The 24695-nt window shown below is 47.5% G+C and carries 22 protein-coding genes and 1 pseudogene; 8 read left to right on the top strand and 15 right to left on the bottom strand.

Translation table 11 applies throughout. From position 1 onward, the window contains the following. Positions 1–37: 37 nt before the first annotated feature. Positions 38–1069 carry an HD-GYP domain-containing protein gene (locus AC1TPC_RS04980; protein WP_482065752.1) on the top strand — a complete coding sequence of 344 codons (1032 nt, stop codon included), beginning with the start codon at positions 38–40 and terminating at the stop codon, positions 1067–1069. Positions 1070–1150: 81 nt separating this feature from the next. Here AC1TPC_RS04980 and AC1TPC_RS04975 read toward each other — a convergent pair whose 3' ends face one another. Further along, on the bottom strand, positions 1151–1990 hold the full coding sequence (locus AC1TPC_RS04975; protein ID WP_482065751.1) for a vWA domain-containing protein: 840 nt from the start codon (positions 1988–1990) through the stop codon (positions 1151–1153). Between the two features lie 237 nt (positions 1991–2227). Continuing rightward, the gene (locus AC1TPC_RS04970) at positions 2228–2413 is read right to left on the bottom strand and encodes an LrgB family protein (RefSeq protein WP_482065750.1); all 186 of its coding nucleotides are present in this window, start codon (positions 2411–2413) and stop codon (positions 2228–2230) included. Between AC1TPC_RS04970 and AC1TPC_RS04965 the strand changes: the two are divergent. Then, positions 2391–2513 (top strand): annotated as a pseudogene (locus AC1TPC_RS04965) (LysR family transcriptional regulator); the annotation flags it as partial. The gene AC1TPC_RS04970 and the pseudogene AC1TPC_RS04965 overlap by 23 nt on opposite strands. Positions 2514–2669: 156 nt before the next feature. Further along, the gene (locus AC1TPC_RS04960; RefSeq protein ID WP_482065749.1) at positions 2670–3029 is read left to right on the top strand and encodes a hypothetical protein; all 360 of its coding nucleotides are present in this window, start codon (positions 2670–2672) and stop codon (positions 3027–3029) included. 131 nt (positions 3030–3160) lie between these two features. On the opposite strand, the gene AC1TPC_RS04955 is transcribed toward AC1TPC_RS04960, so the two are convergent. Then, a complete protein-coding gene (locus AC1TPC_RS04955) occupies positions 3161–3652 on the bottom strand; it encodes a hypothetical protein (RefSeq protein WP_482065748.1) in 492 nt (163 codons plus the stop codon). Between the two features lie 345 nt (positions 3653–3997). Between AC1TPC_RS04955 and AC1TPC_RS04950 the strand changes: the two genes are divergently transcribed. Next, a complete protein-coding gene (locus tag AC1TPC_RS04950) occupies positions 3998–4786 on the top strand; it encodes a hypothetical protein (protein ID WP_482065747.1) in 789 nt (262 codons plus the stop codon). Positions 4787–5117: 331 nt separating this feature from the next. Here the strand turns inward: AC1TPC_RS04950 and araA are convergent, their stop codons facing one another. Further along, positions 5118–6608, bottom strand: a complete 1491-nt coding sequence (araA, locus tag AC1TPC_RS04945) for an L-arabinose isomerase (RefSeq protein ID WP_482065746.1) — start codon at positions 6606–6608, stop codon at positions 5118–5120. 182 nt (positions 6609–6790) lie between these two features. Beyond that, positions 6791–6976, bottom strand: coding sequence for a hypothetical protein (locus tag AC1TPC_RS04940; RefSeq protein ID WP_482065745.1), 186 nt, complete (start codon positions 6974–6976; stop codon positions 6791–6793). A 215-nt stretch (positions 6977–7191) separates the two neighbouring features. On the opposite strand from AC1TPC_RS04940, the gene AC1TPC_RS04935 reads away from it, so the two are divergent. The 3 genes from AC1TPC_RS04935 to AC1TPC_RS04925 are packed head-to-tail and all read left to right on the top strand — an operon-like array spanning position 7192 to position 10059. Next, the gene (locus AC1TPC_RS04935) at positions 7192–8058 is read left to right on the top strand and encodes a class I SAM-dependent methyltransferase (RefSeq protein WP_482065744.1); all 867 of its coding nucleotides are present in this window, start codon (positions 7192–7194) and stop codon (positions 8056–8058) included. Further along, positions 8058–8801: an RluA family pseudouridine synthase gene (locus AC1TPC_RS04930; RefSeq protein ID WP_482065743.1), complete on the top strand. Its 744-nt coding sequence runs from the start codon at positions 8058–8060 to the stop codon at positions 8799–8801. Before AC1TPC_RS04935 ends, AC1TPC_RS04930 begins: the two co-directional genes overlap by 1 nt. Beyond that, a complete protein-coding gene (locus tag AC1TPC_RS04925) occupies positions 8791–10059 on the top strand; it encodes a CapA family protein (protein ID WP_482065742.1) in 1269 nt (422 codons plus the stop codon). Before AC1TPC_RS04930 ends, AC1TPC_RS04925 begins: the two co-directional genes overlap by 11 nt. A gap of 17 nt (positions 10060–10076) precedes the next feature. Here AC1TPC_RS04925 and AC1TPC_RS04920 read toward each other — a convergent pair whose 3' ends face one another. After that, positions 10077–10481 carry a MarR family winged helix-turn-helix transcriptional regulator gene (locus AC1TPC_RS04920; protein WP_482065741.1) on the bottom strand — a complete coding sequence of 135 codons (405 nt, stop codon included), beginning with the start codon at positions 10479–10481 and terminating at the stop codon, positions 10077–10079. A 204-nt stretch (positions 10482–10685) separates the two neighbouring features. Between AC1TPC_RS04920 and AC1TPC_RS04915 the strand changes: the two genes are divergently transcribed. Continuing rightward, the gene (locus AC1TPC_RS04915; protein WP_482065740.1) at positions 10686–10853 is read left to right on the top strand and encodes a hypothetical protein; all 168 of its coding nucleotides are present in this window, start codon (positions 10686–10688) and stop codon (positions 10851–10853) included. Here the strand turns inward: AC1TPC_RS04915 and gyrA are convergent. From gyrA to AC1TPC_RS04870, 9 genes are all read right to left on the bottom strand, one after another. Next, complete coding sequence (gene gyrA / locus AC1TPC_RS04910; protein ID WP_482065739.1) at positions 10834–13296, bottom strand: DNA gyrase subunit A; 2463 nt, start codon at positions 13294–13296, stop codon at positions 10834–10836. The two genes, AC1TPC_RS04915 and gyrA, sit on opposite strands and share 20 nt — an antisense overlap. A gap of 12 nt (positions 13297–13308) precedes the next feature. After that, positions 13309–15279 (bottom strand): DNA topoisomerase IV subunit B, encoded by a 1971-nt coding sequence (gene parE, locus AC1TPC_RS04905; RefSeq protein ID WP_482065738.1) that lies wholly within the window; start codon positions 15277–15279, stop codon positions 13309–13311. 46 nt (positions 15280–15325) lie between these two features. After that, complete coding sequence (locus tag AC1TPC_RS04900) at positions 15326–16312, bottom strand: ABC transporter permease (RefSeq protein WP_482065737.1); 987 nt, start codon at positions 16310–16312, stop codon at positions 15326–15328. Beyond that, positions 16305–17258 carry an ABC transporter ATP-binding protein gene (locus AC1TPC_RS04895; protein WP_482065736.1) on the bottom strand — a complete coding sequence of 318 codons (954 nt, stop codon included), beginning with the start codon at positions 17256–17258 and terminating at the stop codon, positions 16305–16307. The genes AC1TPC_RS04900 and AC1TPC_RS04895 overlap by 8 nt, the downstream gene beginning before the upstream one ends. Positions 17259–17320: 62 nt before the next feature. Then, positions 17321–18145: a GDSL-type esterase/lipase family protein gene (locus AC1TPC_RS04890; protein WP_482065735.1), complete on the bottom strand. Its 825-nt coding sequence runs from the start codon at positions 18143–18145 to the stop codon at positions 17321–17323. Positions 18146–18715: 570 nt separating this feature from the next. Beyond that, on the bottom strand, positions 18716–18991 hold the full coding sequence (locus AC1TPC_RS04885; RefSeq protein ID WP_482065734.1) for a YqkE family protein: 276 nt from the start codon (positions 18989–18991) through the stop codon (positions 18716–18718). A 753-nt stretch (positions 18992–19744) separates the two neighbouring features. Next, complete coding sequence (gene purT / locus AC1TPC_RS04880) at positions 19745–20929, bottom strand: formate-dependent phosphoribosylglycinamide formyltransferase (protein ID WP_482065975.1); 1185 nt, start codon at positions 20927–20929, stop codon at positions 19745–19747. Positions 20930–21063: 134 nt separating this feature from the next. Beyond that, positions 21064–22887 (bottom strand): ABC transporter ATP-binding protein, encoded by a 1824-nt coding sequence (locus tag AC1TPC_RS04875; RefSeq protein WP_482065733.1) that lies wholly within the window; start codon positions 22885–22887, stop codon positions 21064–21066. Beyond that, entirely contained in the window at positions 22887–24674 is a 1788-nt protein-coding gene (locus AC1TPC_RS04870) for an ABC transporter ATP-binding protein (protein ID WP_482065732.1), read from the bottom strand. Before AC1TPC_RS04870 ends, AC1TPC_RS04875 begins: the two co-directional genes overlap by 1 nt. Positions 24675–24695: the final 21 nt, after the last annotated feature.

Genomic DNA, 24695 nt, shown 5'->3' with positions numbered 1-24695 from the left:
AGACAGATGATATTTTACAGACAAGGGAGTTTAGGTGATGAGTACTCGGCAAAATGTTCAGCGTGCTGCAGAATTGATAGCTTTACTAGCTGCTTGTTGGTTAGCAGTGTATGCAAACAATGGAACAAGCGGTGTATGCGTGCATTTATTTTATTTTCCTACGATTTTGGCAGCAAGGTTCTGGGGTTGGCAAGGCGGTGTAGTTGTTGGTTTTTTTGGAGCGATTACAATAGGACCTTGGATGCAGCAAAATATTGATATGAACATAGATCAATTAACTTATAATTGGACGACTCGCATCTTTTTCTTTATCGCATTTGGTGCGTTAACCGGGGTATTGTTCTCCTCATTAAAAAATAGCAGAAACCAAATTCTGCTCCAAAATGCCGAGCTGGAACAAATGAACAAGGAAATCGTCAGTCAAAAAAACAATATCCTTCAGCAGAAAAATGATATTGAACTGCAGCGCAATGAAATTGAGACTACGAAAAACCAAATCAAACAGTTCGGCACGGAAATCATCAAAGCGCTGGCGCAGGCCATCGAAATTAGAGATCCATATACAAGCGGGCATTGTCAGCGTGTTGCGGAGCTTGCCTATATCATCGGTGAGCGTATGGGACTGAGTGAACGCGAGCTGCTGAGCTTAAAGTGGTCAGGCCTCGTACATGACGTTGGGAAAATAGGCATACCCGAGCATATTCTCAACAAAGATGGACGACTGACCGATGACGAATACGAAGCGATGAAACAGCATCCCGAGCTTGGCGTGCGCGTGCTCACCGGCATTCAATATGCTGAGCATGTGATAGATGGTGTTCTCCATCACCATGAGCGATTGGATGGCAGCGGTTATCCCGATGGGTTAAATGGCGATAAAATCGCATTGCAAGCTCGCATTATCGGAGTGTGTGATGTTTGGGACGCGCTTACCTCCAACCGATCTTATCGGAAGGCAATGTCAAATGAAGAAGCAATGACGATTATGAATGCCGGAAGAAACATCCATTTCGATGCTGAAGCACTCGATATTTTGATGGATTTTGTTAGCGAACAAGCTGCAAGTTAAAATCGTATTTTATGTATATACCTATTGAAATGGGCTGCGGCCAGCAAGTCATAATTGCTGGCCGCATTTTATTGAAAAGGATTAGGTTGATCGAATAATCCGCTTCTCTTTCGCAGCCTTCAGCCAGCTTGGAAACTCATTTAACAGCTGATCATACAAGATTTCATCTGATACTGCAGCAATATCATCCAAATGAATGAAATTAGCATTATCAACGATTCGACCTTCCATACTATCAAGCTGCCTCAGGACTTCAAAGTCAGAATGGCCGATGCCAACGAACTGCCAGAAGATAGGTTGAACCGCTGCGTTGAAAATGACCTTCTTGATTGGCTTCACTACGCCGCCATCATTAATGAATATAATAAAAACGGGAGTTTCACTATCCTCTTCCACCGTATATTTACGGATGACATCCTCCATAACCGGCGGCTCGTTGTTGCGGCTAAACTTATGAATGGCATCGTTGTTCATAATCTGATTTTGAACATAGTTCCCAAAGTCCTGTTCCGTTACCGATGGCAGCCGGCTAAAATGTGTATCGTACACCCATACGTCCAATGTCCCATTATCATCAAATTTGCTGGCAACAGCCAAAATACGTTCGACCACTTCCTGAACGGTTCCATTTTTGTATAACGGCAGCATGGAACCTGTTATATCAAGCACGATTCCGACTCTCGCTGTGACGTTCGTAAGCTTCTTTTTTTCCAACGTCATTTGAACGAGCTTCTTTCGCAAATCGATCGGTGTTAGGACCGCCTCTTCAATCGCAGCGGCAGCTTCCGAGTCATCTGCCTCGATTTCTAGCCCGAAGCTTGTACATAACGCTGCTAAGCCGCCATAAAAGCCGCCGCCAATCGCATTAAACTTCCATTCACCGTTATATCGATATAGAGGATTGATGCGCCGTTCAACCAAAGCGCAGGCTAATCGTAGTTAGCGCTCGTCCTTTCGTAACGTCAATCTTTTGTCCTTTTAACAGCAGCATACAGCCAGCCCCATTCATATGCTAGATTATTATTATTTGAAAGTCTCAGCTCAGATGAATACGAATCTACGAATTGATACCAAAAAATGACTCCTACTCCGATATTAATTCAATCCGTATGAGATATCAATATTATGCTTCTGAACGGACTTGGCGCTCACCTTTGGCTATCCAAAAAATCCTATCACCCAAGGTGTCGCAAGCAGCGTAACGAAGGCTGTGACCATCATCGCAATGCCTGCAACGGAGCCGGTAACCGCATCATATTCGAGCGCTTTGCTGATGCCGGCCGAATGAGCGCTTGTTCCAAACAGGACGCCTCGCGCAACCGTTCCACTCGTAGATCCGGTCATTCCTTGGCGTCTTGCCATGGTTTGGAAGCGGACAGGCTATCTCTCTTTGGCCACAAGAGAATGGATTTCGTTTAATAAGGAGCGTTTTGCCAAGCTTTAGCTTTCTATTAATATCTTAAATCTATGGCTAAAGCCCCCCTCCTATATATCCAATTCTTTTTAAGAATTCGTTTACAAAAGGACTATTTTATTATAGAATTCTTAATAACGAACGATCGGTTCGTAATTGATTATTGTCCGGGGAGGTGTTGATGTCATGCCCAAATTCCACAAAATCTTATGTCTGACTCTGCTGATAAGCGTATGTATGTTCCCGGCTTCCGCATTCGCTTCATCAAATAATGCAGCTTCAGAAAATAAGAAAAGCTTTCTATCCAATATTTTATCCGTGTTCTCAGGGTCAAAGAGCAATAGCAGCAACAATCAAAATAATAATAATTATAAACAGAATAACAATCATTCCAATCGATCCAATAAGCATAAGGTCGATAAAGATTGGGACTCCAAAGGTTGGTATGATTGGCGGGATGATGATGACTGGTGGGATGACATCTGTTGGTGGGATAAGAACAAAGGCGATTCCTACAAGCTTTGGGAGCGATTTTATTGTTATTAAACCGTCATTGTAGGAGAAACCGTTGGCTAAAGCCAGCGGCTTTCTTTATTCCCAATGCATGGAAGGTTACAAAGAAAGCGGCATAAGCCCCCTAAGGCTATGCCGCTTTCTTTGTTCGGTATTAAACGAAGCTATTCTAATCGATAGGCTTTGCAGTGCAATCTAACACCTAAGACAGCCACCCAATCGTCAAAAGCCCTCATCATTCGTCCGGTCCGTTTCTCATTCTTATAGCCGCGGTAATCCTTTAATAATGGAACAAGCCAGCTGCTGAGCGGTGATGCTGCATTTCCAATTGAATATCGGACCAAACAGCCATTAGCATGCGGACTAAGCTCATAATCATTGCGGTACCACCAGCCTCCAAATACCGTAAAATGCCCGTTTGCAGCATCGATATCCATATACGCGATACGAATGGCAGTTGACTCGTCGCCTGTATAAATCGTAAATAGCTGAGGGCCTCCTTTTACCTGCAAAGCCCCCTCGCTTCCGCTAGCACCTGTCAAGATAAGCGGCAAATGATTTGCCGTTATCCGTCCTGTAGGCATCGTAGATAAATAGCTGACAACCTCGTCATATGGTTTCTCTATCATTCCCGTGTAACTTATTATTTCTTTCAATGCGATAGCCCCCCATATGCATATATATCCTCATTTTGACACATATGATTAAGCTTACACTCGCACCTTAGCTCGATTTTCACTCCGTCTAAAGACTGATCTATTCAAAAAAGAAAAAAACCGTCCGAGCTTTAGCGGTCCAATGGCAATAATCGTAACGATCGATATCGAGCGCAAATTGTTATTGATATTTGCCATATTAAGAAAATTGTCCGTAGCAGTGCCAAAAAACACGACCAGCAGCAAAACGGTAATCAGCGTGCCATAACCGTCAATATAAAGATACCGACTTACATCCAAAAAAATGATAATATATAATGGGACAAACAGAAAGGCGGAGATTATATGGTACATAGCTTCATTATTGAGCCAATAACGTACATTGCCTTCGAAAACGAAGCAGAGCACATAGAAAAATGCAAGGAATGGGGCTTGCTGTCGGATAAGGCATCGAAGACCAAAGCTTTTTACTACAAAGGGAACGGGATGAACCTGCCCTGCACCATTATAGGTCATGTTGATAAGATGACTGCTGTTATCGCATTCGACAACGAGCAAAAGCATTGCATCCATCCTTCCTATCTGAAGGAAATGCAGGCATCGAATTATGGTCAAAAGAACGTGGCTGCCGCTGAGGAGATTTCGGGTACAGAACTAGAAGTGCAAGCAGTAATTGTGAGCAGTGAGGTTGAGCTCGTTTTGCCTGAATCAAAGCTAGAGCCGCTGACGGAGACAGCTTCTCCTGCGGAAGAAGCTAAACGCCAAGAGCCTGAACCAGAGCCTGCAGCTCCGCCAAAAGGAAAAGCAAAAAAAGAAAAAGCGCCTAAGCTGCAGCTTCCAGAGGAGAAGGTTAAAATGTCCGCTACGGTCAAAGACTTTACGACTGTTCCGAACAATTTCTCAGATACCGAGGATGAAGTGGTCATCTATGAAGCGGTATCGATCGCCGATCCGGCAGCCGATATAGGGGAAGCATGGTCCAGCCATAGCGCCACGCTCAAAAAATTAGAGCTTGAAATCGGGGATACGATCCATTTTGAAGGGAAAATAGTAGCTAAGAAGCTCACGAAGCACCCCATCCCTTACAAAATTAACAATCCTGCAAAAATACAAAAAGAAACATCCGAATCGTAAATGGGGCTGTCCCAAAAGCTGTATGCTCGCTCGGAAAATAGCTCGCTTTTGGAAGTGAAAAAATAGCGGTACAGGGGGCTATTCCTGTACCGCTATTTTTCTATTCAGGTCAATGGTTGCTTGGCTTCATGATATTGCGGGCAAGCGAAAGTCTCCCCATCTCCAGGCTTACCCATGGCAAGCCACGGAGCAGAAATCGGCGACAGCCCATCTTTTATCATCCAACGCCATAAGTGACTTTGCGGACTAAATAGTCTAATTTCTCATTCATACTTTCAATGCTATTGCCGATCGAATTGAGGGCCATCGGTATTCCGAGCTTGGTATGAGCTTAACGAATTCGGTAGCTAAGATCGTTCCAACGAAGCTCATTGCGAATGCCGCGAACCGTCAAATGCTTATCGATGACAACGGTTTCGATGCCAACTTGATCAGCCCAGTCCACAAGCTGCTCAGTTGTTACAACATACGAGAATACAGTATGGTGCGCGCCGCCGGCATAGATCCAGCTTTCAGCAGCATCGCGGAGCGATGGCTCCGGCTTCCATAATACACGAGCAACAGGAAGCTTCGGCATATTGTGAGTCGGTTTAACCGCATCTACTTGGTTAATGATCAAGCGGAAACGGTTGCCTAGATCAATGAGCGAAGCGTTAAGCGCTGAACCGAAGCGTCCGTCGAAAACGATACGCGCTGGGTCGGCCTTGCCGCCGATGCCAAGCGGGTGAACCTCGATTTTTGGACGGCTATCCGCAATCGTAGGACATACCTCAAGCATATGCGAGCCAAGAACCAGCTCATTGCCTTCCTCAAGGTGGTACGTGTAGTCCTCCATGAAGGAAGTACCTTTGTTGCTTGCGATCAGCTTCATCAGACGGGTAAGCGCAGACGTTTTCCAGTCGCCTTCGCCGCCGAAGCCATAGCCTTGCTCCATCAAGCGTTGAACCGCAAGACCTGGAAGCTGCTTCATGCCGTGCAAATCTTCAAAGGAAGTTGTAAATGCAGAGAAGCCGCCCTCTTGCAGGAACCCTTTAAGACCAAGCTCAATACGAGCCTGCTCGCCGATCGATGCCCAAGATGCTGCATTGCCGCGCGTCTCCGTTGAAATGTCGTACAGATCGCTGTACTCTTCCAGCAACTGCTTCACTTCTGCATCCGAAACCTCGTTCATGCGGGCAACGAGATCGCCAATGCCGTAGCCGTTGATCGACCAGCCGAATTTAATTTGCGCTTCGACCTTATCGCCTTCTGTTACGGAAACTTGACGCATGTTATCACCAAAGCGAGCAACCTTCAAATGGCGTCCTTCATTTACAGCAATAGCGGTACCCATCCAGCTTGCAATACGCGAGCGGGTAATGCCATCCTCCCAGTGGCCTGTTACTACTTTGCGCTCGAGGCCAAGGCGGGAGAAAATATGGCCATATTCACGGTCGCCATGCGCCGATTGATTCGTATTCATGAAGTCCATGTCAATCGTTTCCCACGGAATATCGCGATTAAATTGCGTATGGAGGTGAAGCAGCGGCTTGCGAAGCTCCGATAAGCCATGAATCCACATTTTAGCCGGGGAAAAGGTATGCATCCATGTGATAAGGCCCGCACAGCTCTCGTCCGCTTTCGCTTCTATACAAAGCTTATAAATTTCTTCAGGAGTTGTAACTACAGGTTTAAATACGATCTCGGACGTAAAAACAGAATCTTCATTCAATGCCGCCGTAATGATGCGTGCATGCTGTGCGACTTCCTCTAATGTTTCTGGACCGTACAAGTGTTGACTGCCGGTAACAAACCAAAATTGATATGGCTTAACTTGCAACATGGGATCGGTTCCTCCTTAAGTATACGCATAAATGCATAACGCACGCATTAACTTGTACGGACATTAGTGCTAGTTATCACGGGAATGACGGAGCACTTGTACATACAACTTGACGTACGTTTATCATATACCGAAAGGTTGAGGTTTTCAATATCATTCCTTATTAAAATTAAAATCCGTTCTTATATTTGCTCCAAACGATAGGTGTAGCCGCAGAAGGAACAGCGAAATAGAACGCTTTTGTCGCCAATCGTAAAGGTTAACCGCTCGTCGTCCTCAATCTCAATATACTCTCTTCCCTGCTCGTCCCGATCTCCGGTTGCAAACATTAACGTCTTATTTCCGCATTCGCATTCAAAGCTCATCATGATAAGGTTGCTCCTCTTTTGTTAGGGTTGGCATTCAAAAAAATCATCATCATCAGGCTGATCACGGCAATTCCTGCCGTACCTTTCCATTGCTTAAGAATAAATACCAGGCTCCATTTGCTTCGGTTTCATTGCTTCATCGTGTTAGCTTCGATATAATTAGCGATGACATTATTATATTACAAAAACAACGTCAAGGAAGGGTTACGAAAAACATGTACATAGCAGATAAATGGGTCGATTACGAGGTAATAGATACAGGAGACGGAGATAAGCTTGAGCGCTGGGGCAACTATACCCTTAGGCGTCCTGATCCGCAAATTATTTGGCCAATTGCAAATGAAACAGGTCTTTGGAAAAAAGCAGACGGTCATTACCACCGCAGCAACTCCGGCGGTGGTCAATGGTCGATGAGTCCCGCGCTTCCTGAACGTTGGACGATTTCATACGGCGAGCTTAACTTCCACATTAAACCGACAAACTTTAAGCATACCGGCTTATTTCCAGAGCAAGCCGTTAACTGGAGCTGGATGATGGACAAAATCAGATCGGCAGGCCGTCCTATCCGCGTGCTGAATCTATTTGCATACTCAGGCGGAGCTACCGTTGCTGCTGCCGCAGCAGGCGCTGAAGTATGCCACGTAGACGCAGCAAAGGGAATGGTTCAGTGGGCTAAGGACAACGCTCAGCTGTCTGGGCTTGAATCCGCTCCCATCCGCTTTATAACAGACGATGTATTTAAATTTGTTCAGCGCGAGCAGCGCCGGGGCAAGCAATATGACGCGATTATTATGGACCCTCCTTCCTATGGACGCGGCCCGAACGGCGAGACGTGGAAGCTTGAAGAAAACCTGTTTCCGTTTTTGCAGTCATGTACGTCTATTCTATCCGACAATCCGCTGTTTCTGCTCATCAACTCCTATACAACCGGCCTATCGCCTTCCGTGCTGCACAACCTGCTGCATATGACGATGAATGCCAAATACGGCGGCGAAATTAATTGCGGCGAGATCGGATTGCCGATTACAAAGTCCAGCTTAAACCTGCCTTGCGGTATATTGGGACGGTGGGAGTCTAAGTAATGGCCATTACCGTTTTATATGAAGATAATCATCTGCTGGCTGTCGTGAAACCACCAGGCATTCTCTCGCAAGAGGATGACACAGGCGATGCTGACATGCTGACGCTGCTTAAGCAGGATTTAAAGGAAAGACACAACAAGCCGGGAAATGTATTTCTCGGCCTCGTTCACCGTCTTGACCGCATGGTTGGCGGCGTAATGGTTTTTGCCAAAACCTCGAAAGCAGCCTCCAGATTGTCCGAATCCGTTCGCAGCCGCCATTTTGGCAAAACATATGTGTGTGTCGTTCAGGGTGTCCCAAGCAAGCCTCAAGCCCGTTTGAAGCATTATATTCGCAAGGATAATAAGCATAATCAGGTCACTGTCTATAACAAACCAGCGGATGAGGCGAAGGAAGCTGTATTAGATTATGAGGTCGCAGCAGTTAACGGTCGTTATGCCTTAATTGCAGTCAAGCTGCATACGGGAAGACCGCATCAAATACGAGCACAGATGGCGCATATCGGCTGTCCGCTCATAGGCGATCTGAAATATGGCGCAAAGCCAGCTGGTGGAATGAGCAACATCGCGTTGTGGTCAACCTCGGTATCCGCTCCACATCCAGTCACAAAGGAATGGATCAGCTTCCGTTCTATCCCAAGCGGATCGGATGCATGGACCTGGTGGTCTTCTGAGCAGCTTGAGACTGCCTCCAAAATGTTAAGCGATGCCTTACAGGAAGGACGATCGCCAGATGCGCCGTAAAAGGCACCGAAAAATACAAGCCGTTTTATTGGCATTAAGCTTAATTGGTTTGCTCATTATTTTTTTGATGCCGTCCATTGCCGACAGAGCTTCTCCACCTGCTGTTCCGGCAGCGACCACTGAAACAGCGGAGGATGAGCAGGCTGATATCACGCCATCGCCTTTGCCTTCTCCATCCCCTTCCCCTTCCCCCATACCGACGGAGCCGCCAAAGCCCGTATTTGCCGACGCGGTGTGGATGGCAGTAGGCGATGTCATGATGCATACGCCGCAGCTTCCTGGCGCTTATGACAAAGTCTCAAATCGCTACAACTTTGATCCTTTTTTTGCAGAGGTTAAACCTATTTTGGAGCAAGGAGACTGGGTCATCGCCAATCTGGAGACGCCGATTGCCGGTGTATCGTATGGCTATACCGGTTACCCGTCCTTCAATGCACCGATTGAGCTGGGCGAAGCGCTTAAGAATGCTGGTTTTAACTTGATCACCAACGCCAATAATCATTCTCTCGATAAAGGCGAATCTGGCGTGCTGCGGACGCTTGAGAACCTGAAGGCGCTTAATATTCCGTCTAAGGGAACAGCCTCATCGCAAGAAGAAGCGGATAGTCTCTTATTATCGGAGAAAAACGGCATTGTCATGGGATTGCTTGCGTACACCTACGGAACGAACGGCATCCCTGTTCCTGAAGGAAAGCCCTATCTGGTCTCGCTCATCGATGAGCAAAAAATGAAAGCCGATATCTCCAAGCTTCGGGAAGCGGGTGCCGATCTCGTTGCCGTCTCCCTTCACTTTGGCACCGAGTACCAGACTGCACCCAATGACGAGCAAAAACGTTTGGCAAGAGCGCTTGTCGCAGCGGGTGCGGATATTATTGCTGGCTCCCATCCCCATGTCGTACAGCCGTACGAGGTCGTAGAATCAGCAGAAGAGAATGGCCATGTAAGAAAAGGACTTATTATTTATTCTATGGGTAATTTCATTTCCAATCAGCGGGGCGAAACGAAGGATTACGGGGTTATTTTCAAAGTAAATGTTCGTAAAAATTTGACGGATGGTACCGTTGACCTTACCGAAATCGAATCGATTCCGACATGGGTGCATCGCTACAAGCCGGATCGTTCATTCCGCTATCGCATTTTGCCAATCGAAGAAACGATAGCCGCGGCAAGCGACACCTTGCTAACACAAGCCGATTACGATATGCTTCAAAAAAATTACGATTTGCTGCGCAATCGGCTTAATTCCATGAAAAAATAAATGAGTTAGCGGCAGACTTACAAATTCGCAACCTTGCCAAGCAAGTATACGAGCAGCTGTTGATTATGAGAAGAAATGCGGTCCAACGATTGTTCGATCATTTCGGTCCGAATCGTTGTACCGCGCTCCGCTTCCGCTTTGCCCTTCTCCGATACCGAGACCCAAACGATTCTTCGATCATTATCATCCCTTGTGCGTTCAATAAGCCCATTTTTCTCCATACGGTCAAGCAGCGTAGTGATCGCAGCAGGCGTGGTCGCTAAATACTGTAGCAAATCCGATGGTTTCATTGGCTGATTCTGCAGCAGCAGATCGAGCACATTCAGCTGCCCTTCCGTCAAAGGAGCAAGCGAATGCTCCAAATTGTTTTTCCAATCACGCGAAAGCTTCGTCCATAATCGTGTAAATTCTCCAGATACCATAGCTTCACACCCGCTCCCTGTCCATTTACATCTATTTGTTATTCATTATATCAGTCTTTAATGTCGAATTAAAGATTAACCCAATTAATAATTTGCGATATTAATCGATACAATAACGAACATTATGACAGCGTTAGACATACAATGTGGCGAAGGCCCAGAGCTATGTCTATTTTTGCTTAAACAGAAAGGAGCGTGAACCCAGTGGACGAAAGAAAAGCGATCATCATGCAAAAAATTAAAAGCTACGGCATCATAAAAGACCCACAATGGCTGGACCGCCCGGATGAGCTGGTACCATTGTGGGTCATGCTTGAAGCCATATTGGAAGTGATCGAGCGTTTTGACCCGCCTAATCGCCCTTTTGATTAGAATCTAACAGGGAGCGTGCTAGCGTATTCGTGATCACATCATTTTTCTCTACCGGGAACATGAGCTTGCCTATCGCTTTACGCTCTTCGATTGGCGCTTTGTCTGAGGTTGCAACCAGTCTCGCTCCAGATGTCGTAATCGCCACGATTTCCTTGTCTTCTTTGCAATAATAAGCTCCGACTAATGACGCGCCGTTTGGACGCACGCACTTGCCTTCTTTGAACTCGAACGTTTGAACGCCTTTGCCGCCTCTTCCCTGAATAGGATAATCCAGCAGAAGCGACCGTTTGCCATATCCGATATCGGTAATGACGAGCACTTCGCCCTCATCCTCAGCAACTCGTTCCGCAGCAATAATCTCATCGCCATCCTTGAGCTGGATGCCTCTTACGCCTGTTGCCACTCTGCCCATCGGATTAATCTCGGATTCTGCAAAGCGGATGCACATGCCTTGCTTCGTAATGAGCATGATTTGCTTTGTTATATCGCTAAGCACGACGCGAATAACCTCGTCGCCCTCAGAAACCTTGCATGCTGCAATTGCAGTCGATCTCGTTGTCGCGTATTCCTTGAGCTCCGTCCGCTTCACTTGGCCTTTTTTGGTAATGAAGAACAACGAAGCGCTCGATGCTGCAATATCCTTAATTGGAATGACACTCACAATCGAATCGTCCTTCGGCATTGGAACGACGTTTACAATGGCCGTTCCCGTGTCCTTCCACTTAAATTCCGGAATTTGATGGACAGGCAATAAATAATATTGGCCTTTCTTCGTAAACAGCAGCAAATTGTCAATCGTATTGACCTCAAGCAGCTCTCGTACGAAGTCGCCTTCCTTCACTCCTGCGTTTTGCCGCTCCCCGCCTGATCTTGTGAAGGATAACATGCTTGTCCGTTTCACATAACCGTCCTGGCTAAGCGTAACGAGAACATCCTCTGCCGTAACTAGCACTTCAAGGTTGACCTTCAGCTCCTCGATTTCTCCGCGCAGATCGGAACGGCGTTCAATGCCATATTTGGTTTGAATTTCAAGCAGCTCGTCTTTAATTACGCCAATCAGCTTCTTTTCGCTTGCCAAAATCGATTTCAAGTAAGCGATCTTCTTCATCGCTTCCTTCAGCTCTTTCTCAAGCGTCGTAATTTCCAAATTCGTTAATCGATAAAGCTGTAAAGTAAGAATCGCATCCGCTTGGCGTTCGGTGAAGCCGAACTTCGCAATAAGGTTGGCCTGCGCATCCGCACGATTCTTGGACGCTTTGATCGCCGCGATGACCTCATCCAAAATATTGAGAGCCTTAACGAGGCCCTCGACCACATGGGCCCGATCCTCTGCCTTTTCAAGATCGTATTTGGTACGGAAGGTCACTACTTCCTTCTGATGCTCGATATAGGCCGACAATATTTGCTTCAGTCCAAGCTGCATTGGCGTTTTGTTCACGATTGCGACCATATTGAAGCTGTAAGCGACCTGCAGATCGGTTTTCTTGAACAAATAAGCGAGTATGCCCTGCGCATCGGCATCCTTCTTGAATTCCACTACGATGCGAAGACCGTTGCGCCCGCTCTCGTCACGCACCTCTGCGATGCCTTCGACCTTCTTCTCCAGGCGAATGTTTTCCATTGCGGTAACTAGTCTGGATTTTACGACCTGATACGGAATATCGGTGATGACAAGCTGCTGCTTGCCTCCGCGCATTTCCTCGATCGCGGTTTTGGAACGTATATAAATACGCCCTTTCCCGGTTGCGTAAGCGTCCCGGATGCCTTCTTCGCCCATGATGATGCCGCCGGTAGGAAAATCCGGACCTTTCACGTAGGTCATAAGCTCCTCAAGCGTAAGCTCAGGGCTTCCCATAAGCGCGATACAAGCGTCTATAACCTCTCGCAGGTTATGGGGCGGTATTTCCGTGGCAAAGCCGGCAGAGATGCCGCTGGTCCCGTTAACGAGCAGGTTAGGGTACCGCGACGGCAGCACAACCGGCTCCTTCGTCGTATTATCGAAATTATCCTTGAATTGAACCGTTCTTTTCTCGATATCACGAAGCAGCTCCATCGCGATTGGCGATAAGCGTGCTTCCGTATAACGCATAGCCGCTGCAGGATCATCGTCCTGCGAGCCCCAGTTGCCGTGACCGTCAACGAGCGGATGCCCCATCTTCCAAGGCTGCGCCATCCGAACCATACCTTCATAGATGGATGAATCGCCGTGCGGGTGATAGTTGCCCATAACATCGCCGACCGTTTTAGCCGATTTCCGGTACTGCTTATCCGGCGTGTTGCCTGAATCGTACATCGCATACAGAATACGGCGCTGCACAGGCTTTAGGCCATCGCGAACGTCAGGAATGGCACGATCCTGAATAATATACTTTGAATAGCGTCCGAAGCGGTCTCCTACAACCTCCTCCAAAAACGCCGGTAAAAACTGTTCCAGCATACTCATGCAGAATTCCCCCTATTCCTCATACTCCATAAAGTCGACATTCTCAACGATCCACCGCTTGCGCGGATCAACCTTATCACCCATAAGCGTAGATACCCTGCGCTCCGCTTTGGCTGCATCCTCGATTTGCACTTGCAATAGCGTCCGTTTCTCCGGGTCCATCGTTGTCTCCCACAACTGATCGGGATTCATCTCGCCTAGTCCTTTATAACGCTGAAGCTCGTAATTTTTACCGTATTCCTTCAAATAGTTTTGCAGCTGCTCGTCCGTCCAAGCGTAACGAATCGTTTCCAGCTTTCCTGATTTACGAGTAATTTTGTACAATGGCGGCTGAGCGATATATACGCGTCCCAAATCGATTAACGGCTTCATATAACGATAGAAAAAAGTGAGGAGCAGCACTTGAATATGGGCACCGTCTGTATCCGCATCCGTCATAATAATAATTTTATTATAGTTGCATTCCTCGGCAGCAAATTCCGAGCCTACACCCGCGCCTATAGCCGAAATAATCGCTTTATACTCGTCGTTTTTCAATATATCGATCAGTTTCGCCTTCTCCGGATTCATCGGCTTGCCTTTAAGCGGCAGCAGTGCCTGATATTTCGAATCGCGCCCCTGCTTGGCAGAACCGCCGGCCGAATCTCCTTCCACAATAAACAGCTCCGTGCGCGTATAGTCTTTTGACTGCGCAGGAGTCAGCTTGCCATTAAGATTCGAGCTCTCGCTTTTTTTCTTGCCGCTGCGAATTTCCTCGCGCGCTTTGCGTGCCGCTTCACGGGCTTTCGACGCTTGAAGTGATTTCTTCAGCAGCATTTGCGCGATTTGCGGGTTCTCCTCGAGAAAAACCTGCATTTTCTCGGACACAATCGCATCTACTACGCTCCGGGCCGATGAGCTTCCAAGCTGATCCTTCGTCTGCCCGACAAATTCCACCTCGGACATTTTGATATTGATAACGACCATCATGCCCTCTCGCAAATCATTGCCCTCAAGGTTTTTGTCCTTTTCCTTGAGCATTGCCGCTTTGCGGGCATAGTCGTTCATCACGCGGGTATATGCTGTTTTAAAGCCGGTTTCATGCGTACCGCCGCCGCGCGTCGGAATCGAGTTGACGAATGAAGCGATCGTCTCGGTATAACCATCGTTATACTGAAGAGCGACCTCCACTTCAATCTCATCGCGCTCGCTCGCAAAATGAATCACATCATGCAGAACCGTCTTATCCTCGTTCAGAAACTGAACGAATTGACGTGCTCCCCCTTCATAATGAAACACATCCTGCTTGCCGTTGCGATCGTCTTTGATCGATACCTTTAGGCCAGAGTTCAAAAACGCGATTTCCTGCAGACGTTCGGCAAGCGTATCGTAGCTTAGATTTGTACCGTTCTGGAAGACTCGTCCATCGGGCTTGAAGGTAACCTTCGTGCCTGTCCGATTCGTAGTCCCAATTACCTCGAGACCTCGAACCGGCTCCCCGACATGCTCCCGGCCAGCCTCATCCACCCAATATTCAAAGCGCTGCCGATGGATTTTTCCGTCGCGATAAATATCGACCTCAAGCCATTCCGACAAGGCATTCGTAACCGATGCGCCTACGCCGTGCAAGCCGCCGGATTTTTTGTATCCCCCGCCGCCAAACTTTCCGCCCGCATGCAAAATCGTAAATACGACCTGCGGCGTCGGTATACCGGTCTTATGCATGCCGGTTGGTATTCCCCGCCCATTATCATGAACGGTTACTGCGCCATTCTTGTGCAGCGTTACTTCTATTGCCGAACAAAATTTAGCCAAATGCTCATCAACCGCATTATCGACAATTTCCCATACAAGATGATGCAGTCCTGAACTGCTTGTACTGCCTATGTACATCCCTGGTCTTTTGCGTACAGCGGTTAATCCTTCAAGCACCTGTATATCATCGGCCTCGTAGTTCCTGTCTGCGGCCGCTGTATTTGCAAAGAGATCTGTTTGCTCTGACATGAGCGTCCCCCAATCTGTAATCACGTTTCCGTATCTTCAAGCTATTTTAATTCAAGATGTCCTGTTTCGTAAAGACGCCAAAGGACAAGACTACCGCAACAATGCCCCAAATCGCAAGCACCGCAAGGGAAAACGGCAATGACATTCCTTCTATGGGCGGCGGTGAACCATCCAGATAAGCGGTAAGCTTCAGATTCACGGCGAACAAATATTTGGCGCTTGTCCATGATGAAGTCATTCCTGATAAAATAGTACCCGTAATGACAGCTGCCATCATCGTGACCATGCTGGCAGTCGTGCTGCGAATGAGCACGGATGCCATAAAAGCCAGCAGCGCAACCGTCATCGCGGAAAACCACGCTAAACCCGATTGCATCCATATATAAATCCACTGGGGCACTGCATGCGCATAAGACGAATCAATTGTTGATCCAATCATTTGGAACCCGGTAAACACAGGCATCGTCCAGCCCGAGTAGCCAAAGAACAAGCCGGAGAGCAAATAACATAATAAAGCAGTTATGACGATCGTAAGCGATACATACAAGGTTAACACAATAAGCTTGCTTAGCAACACCTTCCACCGTTTAACCGGCCTCGTGAGAAGCATTTTAATCGTGCCCGACGTCCGTTCGCTCGATACGATATCGGCTCCGAGCGCCAAGACGAGCATCGGAATAAACAACGTAACCGCGTTATCGAGAAAGCTTCGAGTAAAAGTTGCACCGTTTGGAGCGCTTGGATTGACATCATGATCCAAATAATATTGCAGCTGCTGCACGGCAGCTCGTCTGCTCCGTTTCCACTCTTCCGGTATGCGGTCGCTTGAGAGCGTATTCTCCAAATCGGTTATTTGCTGCAGTACTTGATTGCGCCAATCTGCAAATTTTGCTTCGTTGTTTTGGACAACCTTCAGCTCAGCGTAAGTAAAAATCGGAATAAGCGCAAGCAAAATAAGGACGATTACGAAAAATCTTTTTTTCTTCCACACTTTCAGCATCTCGTTTTGGATGAGCGGCATTAGACTAACCACTTGCTTCACCCTCCGTCAACGTTAAAAAAAGCTCCTCCAGCGTAGGCGCTATTTGATGAACGGACATCACCCCAATATGCCGCTCAACAAGCTGCTCAACACTTCCCGGTATTTGATCCGCAGCCATAACAGTAATAAAGGCATTCGGCATATTTGCCAGCATACTCTCGTCAAGCAACTGGGAATCCCGCTTAATAAATACAATTTCCCGATTGCCCGCAAGCACCTGCTTGCCTAGCTCCGGCTTATCAAGCTGCCAGATCACATAGCTGCTCGCCTGCTCTACAAGATCGGCCACCTTGCCTTCGGCAAGCACAAGGCCTCCGTTGATAATCGCCACACGATCGCATAGAAGCTGTATTTCGCTGAGCAGATGGCTGGAAATAAAAACGCTCATTCCTTGATCCGCAAGCATTCGGACAAATTCACGCAGCTCCTTCATTCCTTTTGGGTCAAGCCCATTCGTCGGTTCATCCAAAATAAGCAGCTTTGGCCTGCCCAGCAGCGCTTGCGCGATTCCAAGCCTTTGCCGCATGCCAAGGGAATAGGTTTTTACCTTTTCATGAATTCGCCCCTCCAGCCTAACGATACGAATGACCTCCCAAATGCGGGCCTCATCCACCCCTTTTATCATTCGCGCAAAATATTCAAGATTTTCGAAGCCGGTCAAATACGCATACACCTCTGGATTCTCAACGATGCAGCCAACAAGCGCCAACGCCTTCTCCGGTTCCTTCTGCACGTGATAACCGCCAATATACACCTCTCCCGCGGTTGGTTTTATGAGATCAACCAGCATCCGGATTGTAGTCGTTTTGCCGGAGCCGTTCGGTCCAAGGAAGCCAAATATTTCCCCTTCATTCACTTCGAAGCTTACGTCATGAATAATCGTTTTACCGCGAATTTTTTTGTGCAGCCGATTGACGGATAGAACGGGTTTCATCATGATCTCCTCCTGTTGGGGCATTTCGTACCAGCTATGTCCACTCTTGAGCGCAATAAAACCTTCTAATTCAAGGAATCCAAAATACGCGAAGCTATTTTCCCGTAACCTTGATGATTGGGATGAAAATGATCATTAGAAAGATAATCGCCGATTTTTCCCTCAAACAAATCATAGGTTGGAATCATGATCATATTCGGATAGCTGTGAAGCAGCGTATAGGCCTCTTCATTCCACTGTTGCACCTGAATGCTTCCGATACGCAGCTTCTCAATATCGTAGAACGGATTGTATAAGCCGACGTAAACGATTTTCGCAGTGCTGTTGATCTTGTGAAGCACCTTAATGACCCGCTCGAAGCGATTCAACACAGCAGGAAGCTCCTTCGTTCGATCAAGCATGGTGAAGGCCGTAAGCTTGCGTCCCGCATTCCTTGTACGCGCATGATGAAATAAATCGTTTCCTCCAATCGTCAATAGGATCAAGTTTGCACGCTTCAGCGCATAGGCAAAGCCGCTGTCACTTTCTAGACGTTCTGCAAGCTCATCGGCACGCAGCCCGTTTATGGCAAGATTGTTTACGATTGTTACCGGTTTATTCCACTCACTGCGAAGACCTTTGGCTACTTGCTTCACATACCCTTCGCCCGTATGATCGCCAGTTCCCTTTGTAAGCGAATCGCCAAGTGCAACTATTCGAATTTCCGCCGCATCTTTAAAGGAGTGAAATGCTGGAAGAGCGCCCTCTTGCTTCCACCCATTCGTATTCATCTCTTGCTTCAAATCAGGATAAAGGGTATCTTTGACTGCCCACCCGAAGCCAATGAACAGCAACGCTGTAGCGCATATCGACGATACGGCTAATAAACGCCATAGCATAGCAGCTTTCAAGTGAAACCTGCCTCCTCCCTTTAGCTGTGCAAGCATGCATGGCTCTAATAGTTGTTGTTAGCATGTTTTGCAGATAAATGGGATTTATGTATGCGTCGCTAAAATTTATTTTGAAAGTCGATGCTTTAGCGACTTCCTCTTTCTCGATCATTGTTAGAGTTTGACATATCTCGACTACCTTTTGTAATATGTATTACGATTAATAAACATAAAATGATATGATGAGGTAGCCAAATGAACGCAAATGAGCGTATAGATTGTATGAAATGCAGGCATTTCTACGTCACCTGGGACCCTGGCTCGCCCAAAGGCTGCAAGGCATTTGGCTTTAAGACGAAAATGCTTCCGAGTACAATCGTTCTACAATCCTCAGGCAAGCCTTGCTTGCATTTCGAGACTAAGCAACAGCAGCAATGTTAATGAACTTTTAATGTGACTCAAAAATGATGCCATTCCTCAAATTTCCAAGCAACTTTTCCCGTTAACAGGATTTACAGACAATAAAACAAAAAGCACCCAAAGGGTGCTTTTATAAAGCCATGCGCTCGAATAGGCAAGCTTATCCAACTGCTATTTGTGTTTAGACCAGTTCGGATCGCTATTTTCAAGCAAATACGAGAAATCATTTTCCAGACGTTTTTGCTCTTGTTTCTTCTTCTCTTCTTCCTGCTTGCGAAGATCCTCCTTGCGTGATGCTTCCGCTTGCTTCATCTCGTCCGCTTGGGCTTTGAGCTTGCTGAGCACGTCGCTGCCCAGTAAATCCTTAAGCGTCAGACCATTGTCAGCCTCTTTCTTTGGAGCTGCCTTTGGCGGTGCCGACGCTGCTTTCTTCTGTTTCTTGCCCATTGCGATTACACCTGCCTTAAGAATTCATACGGTTCGTCATTCATGCATACAGCATTATATGCTAAAAAATAATCGTTAATAATAATAGCTTTCATCTGCTCACCTTGCAAGTATCAACTGAATTTTATTCGATATCATGCTAGCAAAAAGGAGCTGTCCCAAAAGCGTTCGCACGGAATGGGAACATCTTATCACAGCATACAGCATTCATTGTTCTAACCCGTAAGTTTGAAATAAAAGGCTATCTCAAATCCAGTTTTTGTGGAACTAACAGGAAAAACTCCATCTATTTTCCTGATAAGACGTCAGTTCGTTCATTTAGCTGGAAAACCTCCCGTTAATCGGAGCACTTTCACCGAAATAGGGTCAAAAGCGAGATATTAACGGGAGAAAATCCATCTAAACCTGATTTTTGCAAAAAAACGCCTATAATAACGGGAGTTTTTCCCGTTCATGCTGCCTCATGAGGGCTCCGCCCCATGAATGATTGAACCCGAGACTACAGAAGAACGGGGGATTCCGCCGATTTCTGTTTCGTGGCTTGCCATAGGTAAACCTGGAGGTGGGGAGACTTTCGACTTTCGCCTGCCCATAATCTCATGAAGCAAGCAACCATAGACCTGAATAGAAAATAGCAGTACAGGAATAGCTCCCTGTACCGCTATTTGTTCATGTCTTCCAACATTCCATGCAAAGCGAGCTAGCTTCCCAGCGAGCATTCTACTTTTGGGACAGCCCCCTCTTATGGACTACTTATTCGTTGCCATACTCGATAAAGAGCGATTCAGCTGCTTTCCTTGCCAAATCACGCGCTTGCTCGACGTTTGAAGCAGAGCTAAGCGCGACCGCCATGCGCCGTCCAACCTTCGTTTCTGGCTTGCCGAATAGTCGTACCTGCGTGTTCGGTACCGACAAGGCCTCCTCAATGCCGCCTATGCGGAAAAAGCCGCTCTCCCGATCTGCTTTGAGCGTGTGCGAAGCGCCGGGCGTCAGCAGGCGAATCGTCGGAATCGGAAACCCTAGAATGGCTCTTACATGCAGCGCAAACTCAGATAAATCCTGAGTAGCCATCGTCACCATGCCCGTATCATGCGGACGAGGCGACACCTCGCTGAATAATACGCCGTCCTTCGTAATGAACAGCTCTACGCCGTAAATGCCGTAGCCGCCTAGCTCATCCGTAATTCGCAGAGCAATCGCTTCCGCTTGTGCGATTTGCTGCTCCGTCATTTCATGCGGCTGCCAGGATTCAATATAATCGCCGTCCTTCTGAACATGACCGATCGGCGGACAATAGCTCGTACCGGAGACAGATCGCACAGTGAGCAGCGTAATTTCGGATTCAAACGTAATGAAGCCCTCAACGATAATGCGCTGCTTCTTCGCACGTCCGCCCTCCATCGCATAGTTCCAGCAAGCTTCAAGCTCCGCTTCAGAGCGGCAAACGCTTTGCCCTTTGCCTGAAGAGCTCATGATCGGCTTAATGACGCATGGGAATCCAAGTGCTTCGGCCGCTTGTCGCAGCTCGTCCAGCGTGTCCGCAAACTGATAAGGTGCAGTCGGAAGCTCAAGGGTTTCAGCAGCAAGGCGGCGAATACCCTCGCGGTCCATCGTCAGCCATGCAGCCCGTGCCGTTGGAATGACGCGATGCCCTTCCTTCTCCAGCTCCAGCAGCGTTTCCGTCGCAATCGCCTCGATCTCAGGAACGATAAAGTCCGGCTGCTCCTTCTCGATAATACGGCGAAGCTCTGCTCCGTCAAGCATGTCGGTCGTATAGCTGCGATGAGCAACCTGCATTGCCGGCGCGTTTTCATAACGATCTACGGCAATCGTCTCGATACCAAGCCTTTGTGCCTCCAGCACAACCTCTTTGCCAAGCTCGCCTGAGCCAAGCAGCATTATTTTACGAGCATTCGATGATAACGGTGATCCATACATAAAGAAAAAGAACCTCCTGGAAGCAAATCGAATCGTTATCCGCAGCTGCAGCTGGTTTGGACAAGCGCTTCGGTTCGTTTTTTCTTCCATTGTGGAGGTTCCTCGGTTAAAAATCAACCATTTTATGTTGACGATTATAGAAAACGGTACTGTGCTTCTATCAAGCCGTTGTAAACACCGCGCTTAGCAATAAGCGTCTCATGATTGCCCTGTTCCACGATTTGGCCATGGTCAAGCACAATAATTTCGTCAGCGTGGCGAATCGTCGATAAACGGTGTGCGATCATGAAGGATGTGCGCCCCGCAAGCAGCGCTTTTAACGCTTCTTGAATCTTAAGCTCCGTTTCCGTATCGATGCTTGCTGTCGCTTCATCCAGAATCAAAATTTGCGGATCGGCTAGCAGCGCGCGCGCGAATGACAGCAGCTGTCGTTGTCCCATGGAGAGCACATTGCCTCGCTCCTCAACCTGCGTGTCATACCCGTCAGGCAGTCCCATAATGAAATCATGGGCATTGACCGCTTGTGCCGCCTTCACAACTTCCGCGTCTGTCGCGTTCAGACGACCGTACCGGATATTGTCGCGGATCGTGCCTGCAAAAATAAATGTATCCTGAAGCACGATGCCGACCTGGGAGCGCAGGCTCTCTATGGAGACATCACGGATATCGATGCCATCAATGAGCACGCGTCCTTCAACAGGATCATAGAAGCGGCATAGCAGATTGATGATCGTGCTTTTGCCAGAGCCGGTATGACCGACGAGCGCGATGGACTGACCCGCTTTTACGTCAATCGTTACGCCCTTCAATGCCGGTCTGCCCTTCTCATATTCGAACACGATGCGGTCAAACTTCACTTCGCCTTTAATTTTTGGCAGCGGCTTCGCTTCCGTCAATTCGGCTACAGTAGGCTCTTCGTCGATAAATTCGAAGATTCGCTCTGACGATGCCATCGCAATGAGCAACTGGGAATACATTTGGCCGAGACGGTTGATCGGGTCCCAAAAGTTGCCGATATAGTTGGCATATCCGACTAGCAAACCGACAGTGATCGCTTCCGTTTGAATGAGATGTGCGCCGTACCAGAACAAAATAAAAGTTCCGATTGCCGAAGTGATCTCGATTACAGGTCCAAAGGCTTGGTTTAGCGCAGAGGCTTTGTTCCAAGACTTCACATTGATTGTATTCATATGATCAAAGAAGCTCATATTGTCTTTTTCTTGGACATATGCCTGTGTTACTTTCATCCCTTGAATGCTTTCATTCAAGTGGGAGTTGATGCGGGATTGCTTCATCCGCACATCCTGCCAAGCAAAACGGATTCTTTTGCGCAGCGTCGTTGATACGAGGAACATAAGCGGCACTGTAATCATGACCGCAAGTCCCAGCTTAAAGTTCCATACTAGCAAAATGATGACGATACCAAACAGCTGGACACAGTCCATCAGCAGGTTGACGACCCCGTTCGTGAATAGGTCCTGCAGCGCATTGACGTCGTTCGTAACCCGAACGAGCACTGAACCTGCCGGTCGTTTGTCGTAGAAACGGAAGCTCAGCTTTTGAATATGCTGGAACAAATGATTTCTAAGATCGTAAATGACGCTTTGACCGATAATATTCGTATATTTGATCCGGTACGTATTGGATGCCCATTGGATAACATATAAAACGAGCATGATTCCAGCAAAGATGAGCAGCTTAGGTACGCTTGTAGCTCCATTCTCGGGAGCAATTGCTTCGTCGATTGCAAGGATGACGAGCGCAGGAACGCCTAGGCGTGTCATCGTACCTAAAATCATCATAAATATGACAGGCATTAATTGCTTGGAGTATGGCTTCATGTACATGAACAAACGGCGTAATTGTCCCCAGTTAAACGGTTTTTCAATAAGCTCGTCGTCTTGATAGATGAAGCGTTCGTTTTTATTGCTGGCCTTTGCTTTGACACTCGTGCTCATTATACGGTACTCCCTTTCCGATCATGCGCTTGCTCGACCAATGTAGAATCATCAAGCGGATAGTCAGCATATTGAATGTTGTAAGTATCGCGGTACGGCCCCTGCTGCTTGATCAGCTCTGCATGCGTACCCCTTTGAACGACATGACCATTATCCAGCACGACAATTTCATCGGCATGTCTGAGCGAGGATATCCGGTGCGCGATAATAAAGGTAGTGCGGCCGGCCATCAGCTCCTTGAAGCCTGCTTGAATTTCGTGCTCCGTTTCCATATCAACGGCGCTTGTAGCATCGTCCAAAATAAGAATGCGCGGGTTTTTGATCAGCGCTCTTGCAATTGCGATCCGTTGCTTCTGGCCGCCGGATAAGCCCATCCCTCTCTCGCCGACGATCGTATCATAGCCAAGCGGCAGCTCCATAATGAAATCATGCGCTTTGGCAAGCGTTGCTGCATACTCGATTTGTTCCGGCGTTACATCCTTCACCCCGTAAGCGATGTTGTCACGGATCGAAGCCGAGAACAAGAACGTCTCTTGGAATACAGGTGCAATCAAGCGGCGCAGGCTTGCGACATCCAGGTCGCGAATATCGATGCCATCGAGCGTAATCGTACCGTTTTTGACGTTATAGGCTCTCATGAGCAATTGAATGATTGTTGATTTGCCTGAGCCCGTTGCACCAAGAAATCCGATAACAGAGCCTGCTGGCGCATCGATTACAAGATCGGTTACCGCAGGCGATTTGTCGGGATAGCTGAAGGTGACATGATTAAAGCGAACATCGCCTTTCACCGATTCATTCGTAACTTCAATGGCATGCTCCGTGTTTTTGACATGAACATGCTCGTTAAGCAAGCCAAGCACCCGCTCGCCTGATGCTTTGAACTGCGTGTAGTTGTTGATATGGAACCCAAGGCCCCACATCGGACCGATAATATACCAAATCAAGCTGAAAAATGCGACGAATTCGCCGAGCTTCAGTGAACCGTCAATAACAAGAATACCGCCAGTAACAAGCAGAATGACAGCGCTTAAGTTGGCGACAAGCTCCATAACGGGGAAAAATTTAGCCCAAATCTTGGCAGCGCCGACTTGGTTCGTCTGATAAGCTTCGCTGCGCAGTGAGAATTTCGACACCTCATGGGATTCGCGAGCAAACGATTTGACCGTTCGAACGCCTGTAATGTTCTCTTGAACCGCTGTCGTTAGGTTGCTCATCGCTTGACGCATTTCACGGAATGCAGGGTGAATGTTGCGTTCGAAGCGAATGGCCGCAAAGCCGAGAAGCGGAATCGTCACGAGCGTGATGAGCGTGAGCTGCCAATGGATCGATAGCATCATTGCACCGCCGAACACGATCATAAGCACCATGTTCAAAATTTGCGCAAAGCCGAAGCCGATAAAGTTGCGGATCGCTTCCAGATCCGCTGTCAGGCGAGACATGAGATCTCCCGTCTTCGCTTTGTCATAATACTGAAAGGAGAGCGTTTGCAGCTTGTCATACAAAGCGTTTCTCATACGGAAAGCTACTTTGTTGCCAAGGCGTCCGCCAAAAAATCCGTGTAAAAACTGCATGCAGCCTTTAAAGCTGACTACTCCTACTACCGTAAATGCAAGCGCCGGAACTAATTCGAATTTCTCTGGCATGATGACATCATCAATGAGGTATCGCAGCAAATTCGGATAGACAAGTCCGAGCGCCGTAGCGCACATTAAGCATAAAATGGAGGAGAATAAAAATTTTCGCTCCGCCCAATAGAATGCTTTCAACTGCCTTAAAACGTCCAAGTAAATCCATCTCCCCGTATC

The sequence above is a fragment of the Paenibacillus sp. Y280 genome, from assembly GCF_056786335.1.
Note: the sequence above shows the minus strand (reverse complement) of the source record. Positions and strands in the feature narration are given on the sequence as shown.

Bases quoted from the DNA above. Each gene is read 5' to 3' on its own strand.
- AC1TPC_RS04980 (WP_482065752.1), top strand. From the start codon at position 38: ATGAGTACTCGGCAAAATGTTCAGCGTGCTGCAGAATTGATAGCTTTA.
- AC1TPC_RS04970 (WP_482065750.1), bottom strand. From the start codon at position 2,413: ATGACCGGATCTACGAGTGGAACGGTTGCGCGAGGCGTCCTGTTTGGA.
- AC1TPC_RS04960 (WP_482065749.1), top strand. From the start codon at position 2,670: ATGCCCAAATTCCACAAAATCTTATGTCTGACTCTGCTGATAAGCGTA.
- AC1TPC_RS04950 (WP_482065747.1), top strand. From the start codon at position 3,998: ATGGTACATAGCTTCATTATTGAGCCAATAACGTACATTGCCTTCGAA.
- araA (WP_482065746.1), bottom strand. From the start codon at position 6,608: ATGTTGCAAGTTAAGCCATATCAATTTTGGTTTGTTACCGGCAGTCAA.
- AC1TPC_RS04940 (WP_482065745.1), bottom strand. From the start codon at position 6,976: ATGATGAGCTTTGAATGCGAATGCGGAAATAAGACGTTAATGTTTGCA.
- AC1TPC_RS04935 (WP_482065744.1), top strand. From the start codon at position 7,192: ATGTACATAGCAGATAAATGGGTCGATTACGAGGTAATAGATACAGGA.
- AC1TPC_RS04930 (WP_482065743.1), top strand. From the start codon at position 8,058: ATGGCCATTACCGTTTTATATGAAGATAATCATCTGCTGGCTGTCGTG.
- AC1TPC_RS04925 (WP_482065742.1), top strand. From the start codon at position 8,791: ATGCGCCGTAAAAGGCACCGAAAAATACAAGCCGTTTTATTGGCATTA.
- AC1TPC_RS04920 (WP_482065741.1), bottom strand. From the start codon at position 10,481: ATGGTATCTGGAGAATTTACACGATTATGGACGAAGCTTTCGCGTGAT.
- gyrA (WP_482065739.1), bottom strand. From the start codon at position 13,296: ATGAGTATGCTGGAACAGTTTTTACCGGCGTTTTTGGAGGAGGTTGTA.
- parE (WP_482065738.1), bottom strand. From the start codon at position 15,279: ATGTCAGAGCAAACAGATCTCTTTGCAAATACAGCGGCCGCAGACAGG.
- AC1TPC_RS04895 (WP_482065736.1), bottom strand. From the start codon at position 17,258: ATGATGAAACCCGTTCTATCCGTCAATCGGCTGCACAAAAAAATTCGC.
- AC1TPC_RS04885 (WP_482065734.1), bottom strand. From the start codon at position 18,991: ATGGGCAAGAAACAGAAGAAAGCAGCGTCGGCACCGCCAAAGGCAGCT.
- purT (WP_482065975.1), bottom strand. From the start codon at position 20,929: ATGTATGGATCACCGTTATCATCGAATGCTCGTAAAATAATGCTGCTT.
- AC1TPC_RS04875 (WP_482065733.1), bottom strand. From the start codon at position 22,887: ATGAGCACGAGTGTCAAAGCAAAGGCCAGCAATAAAAACGAACGCTTC.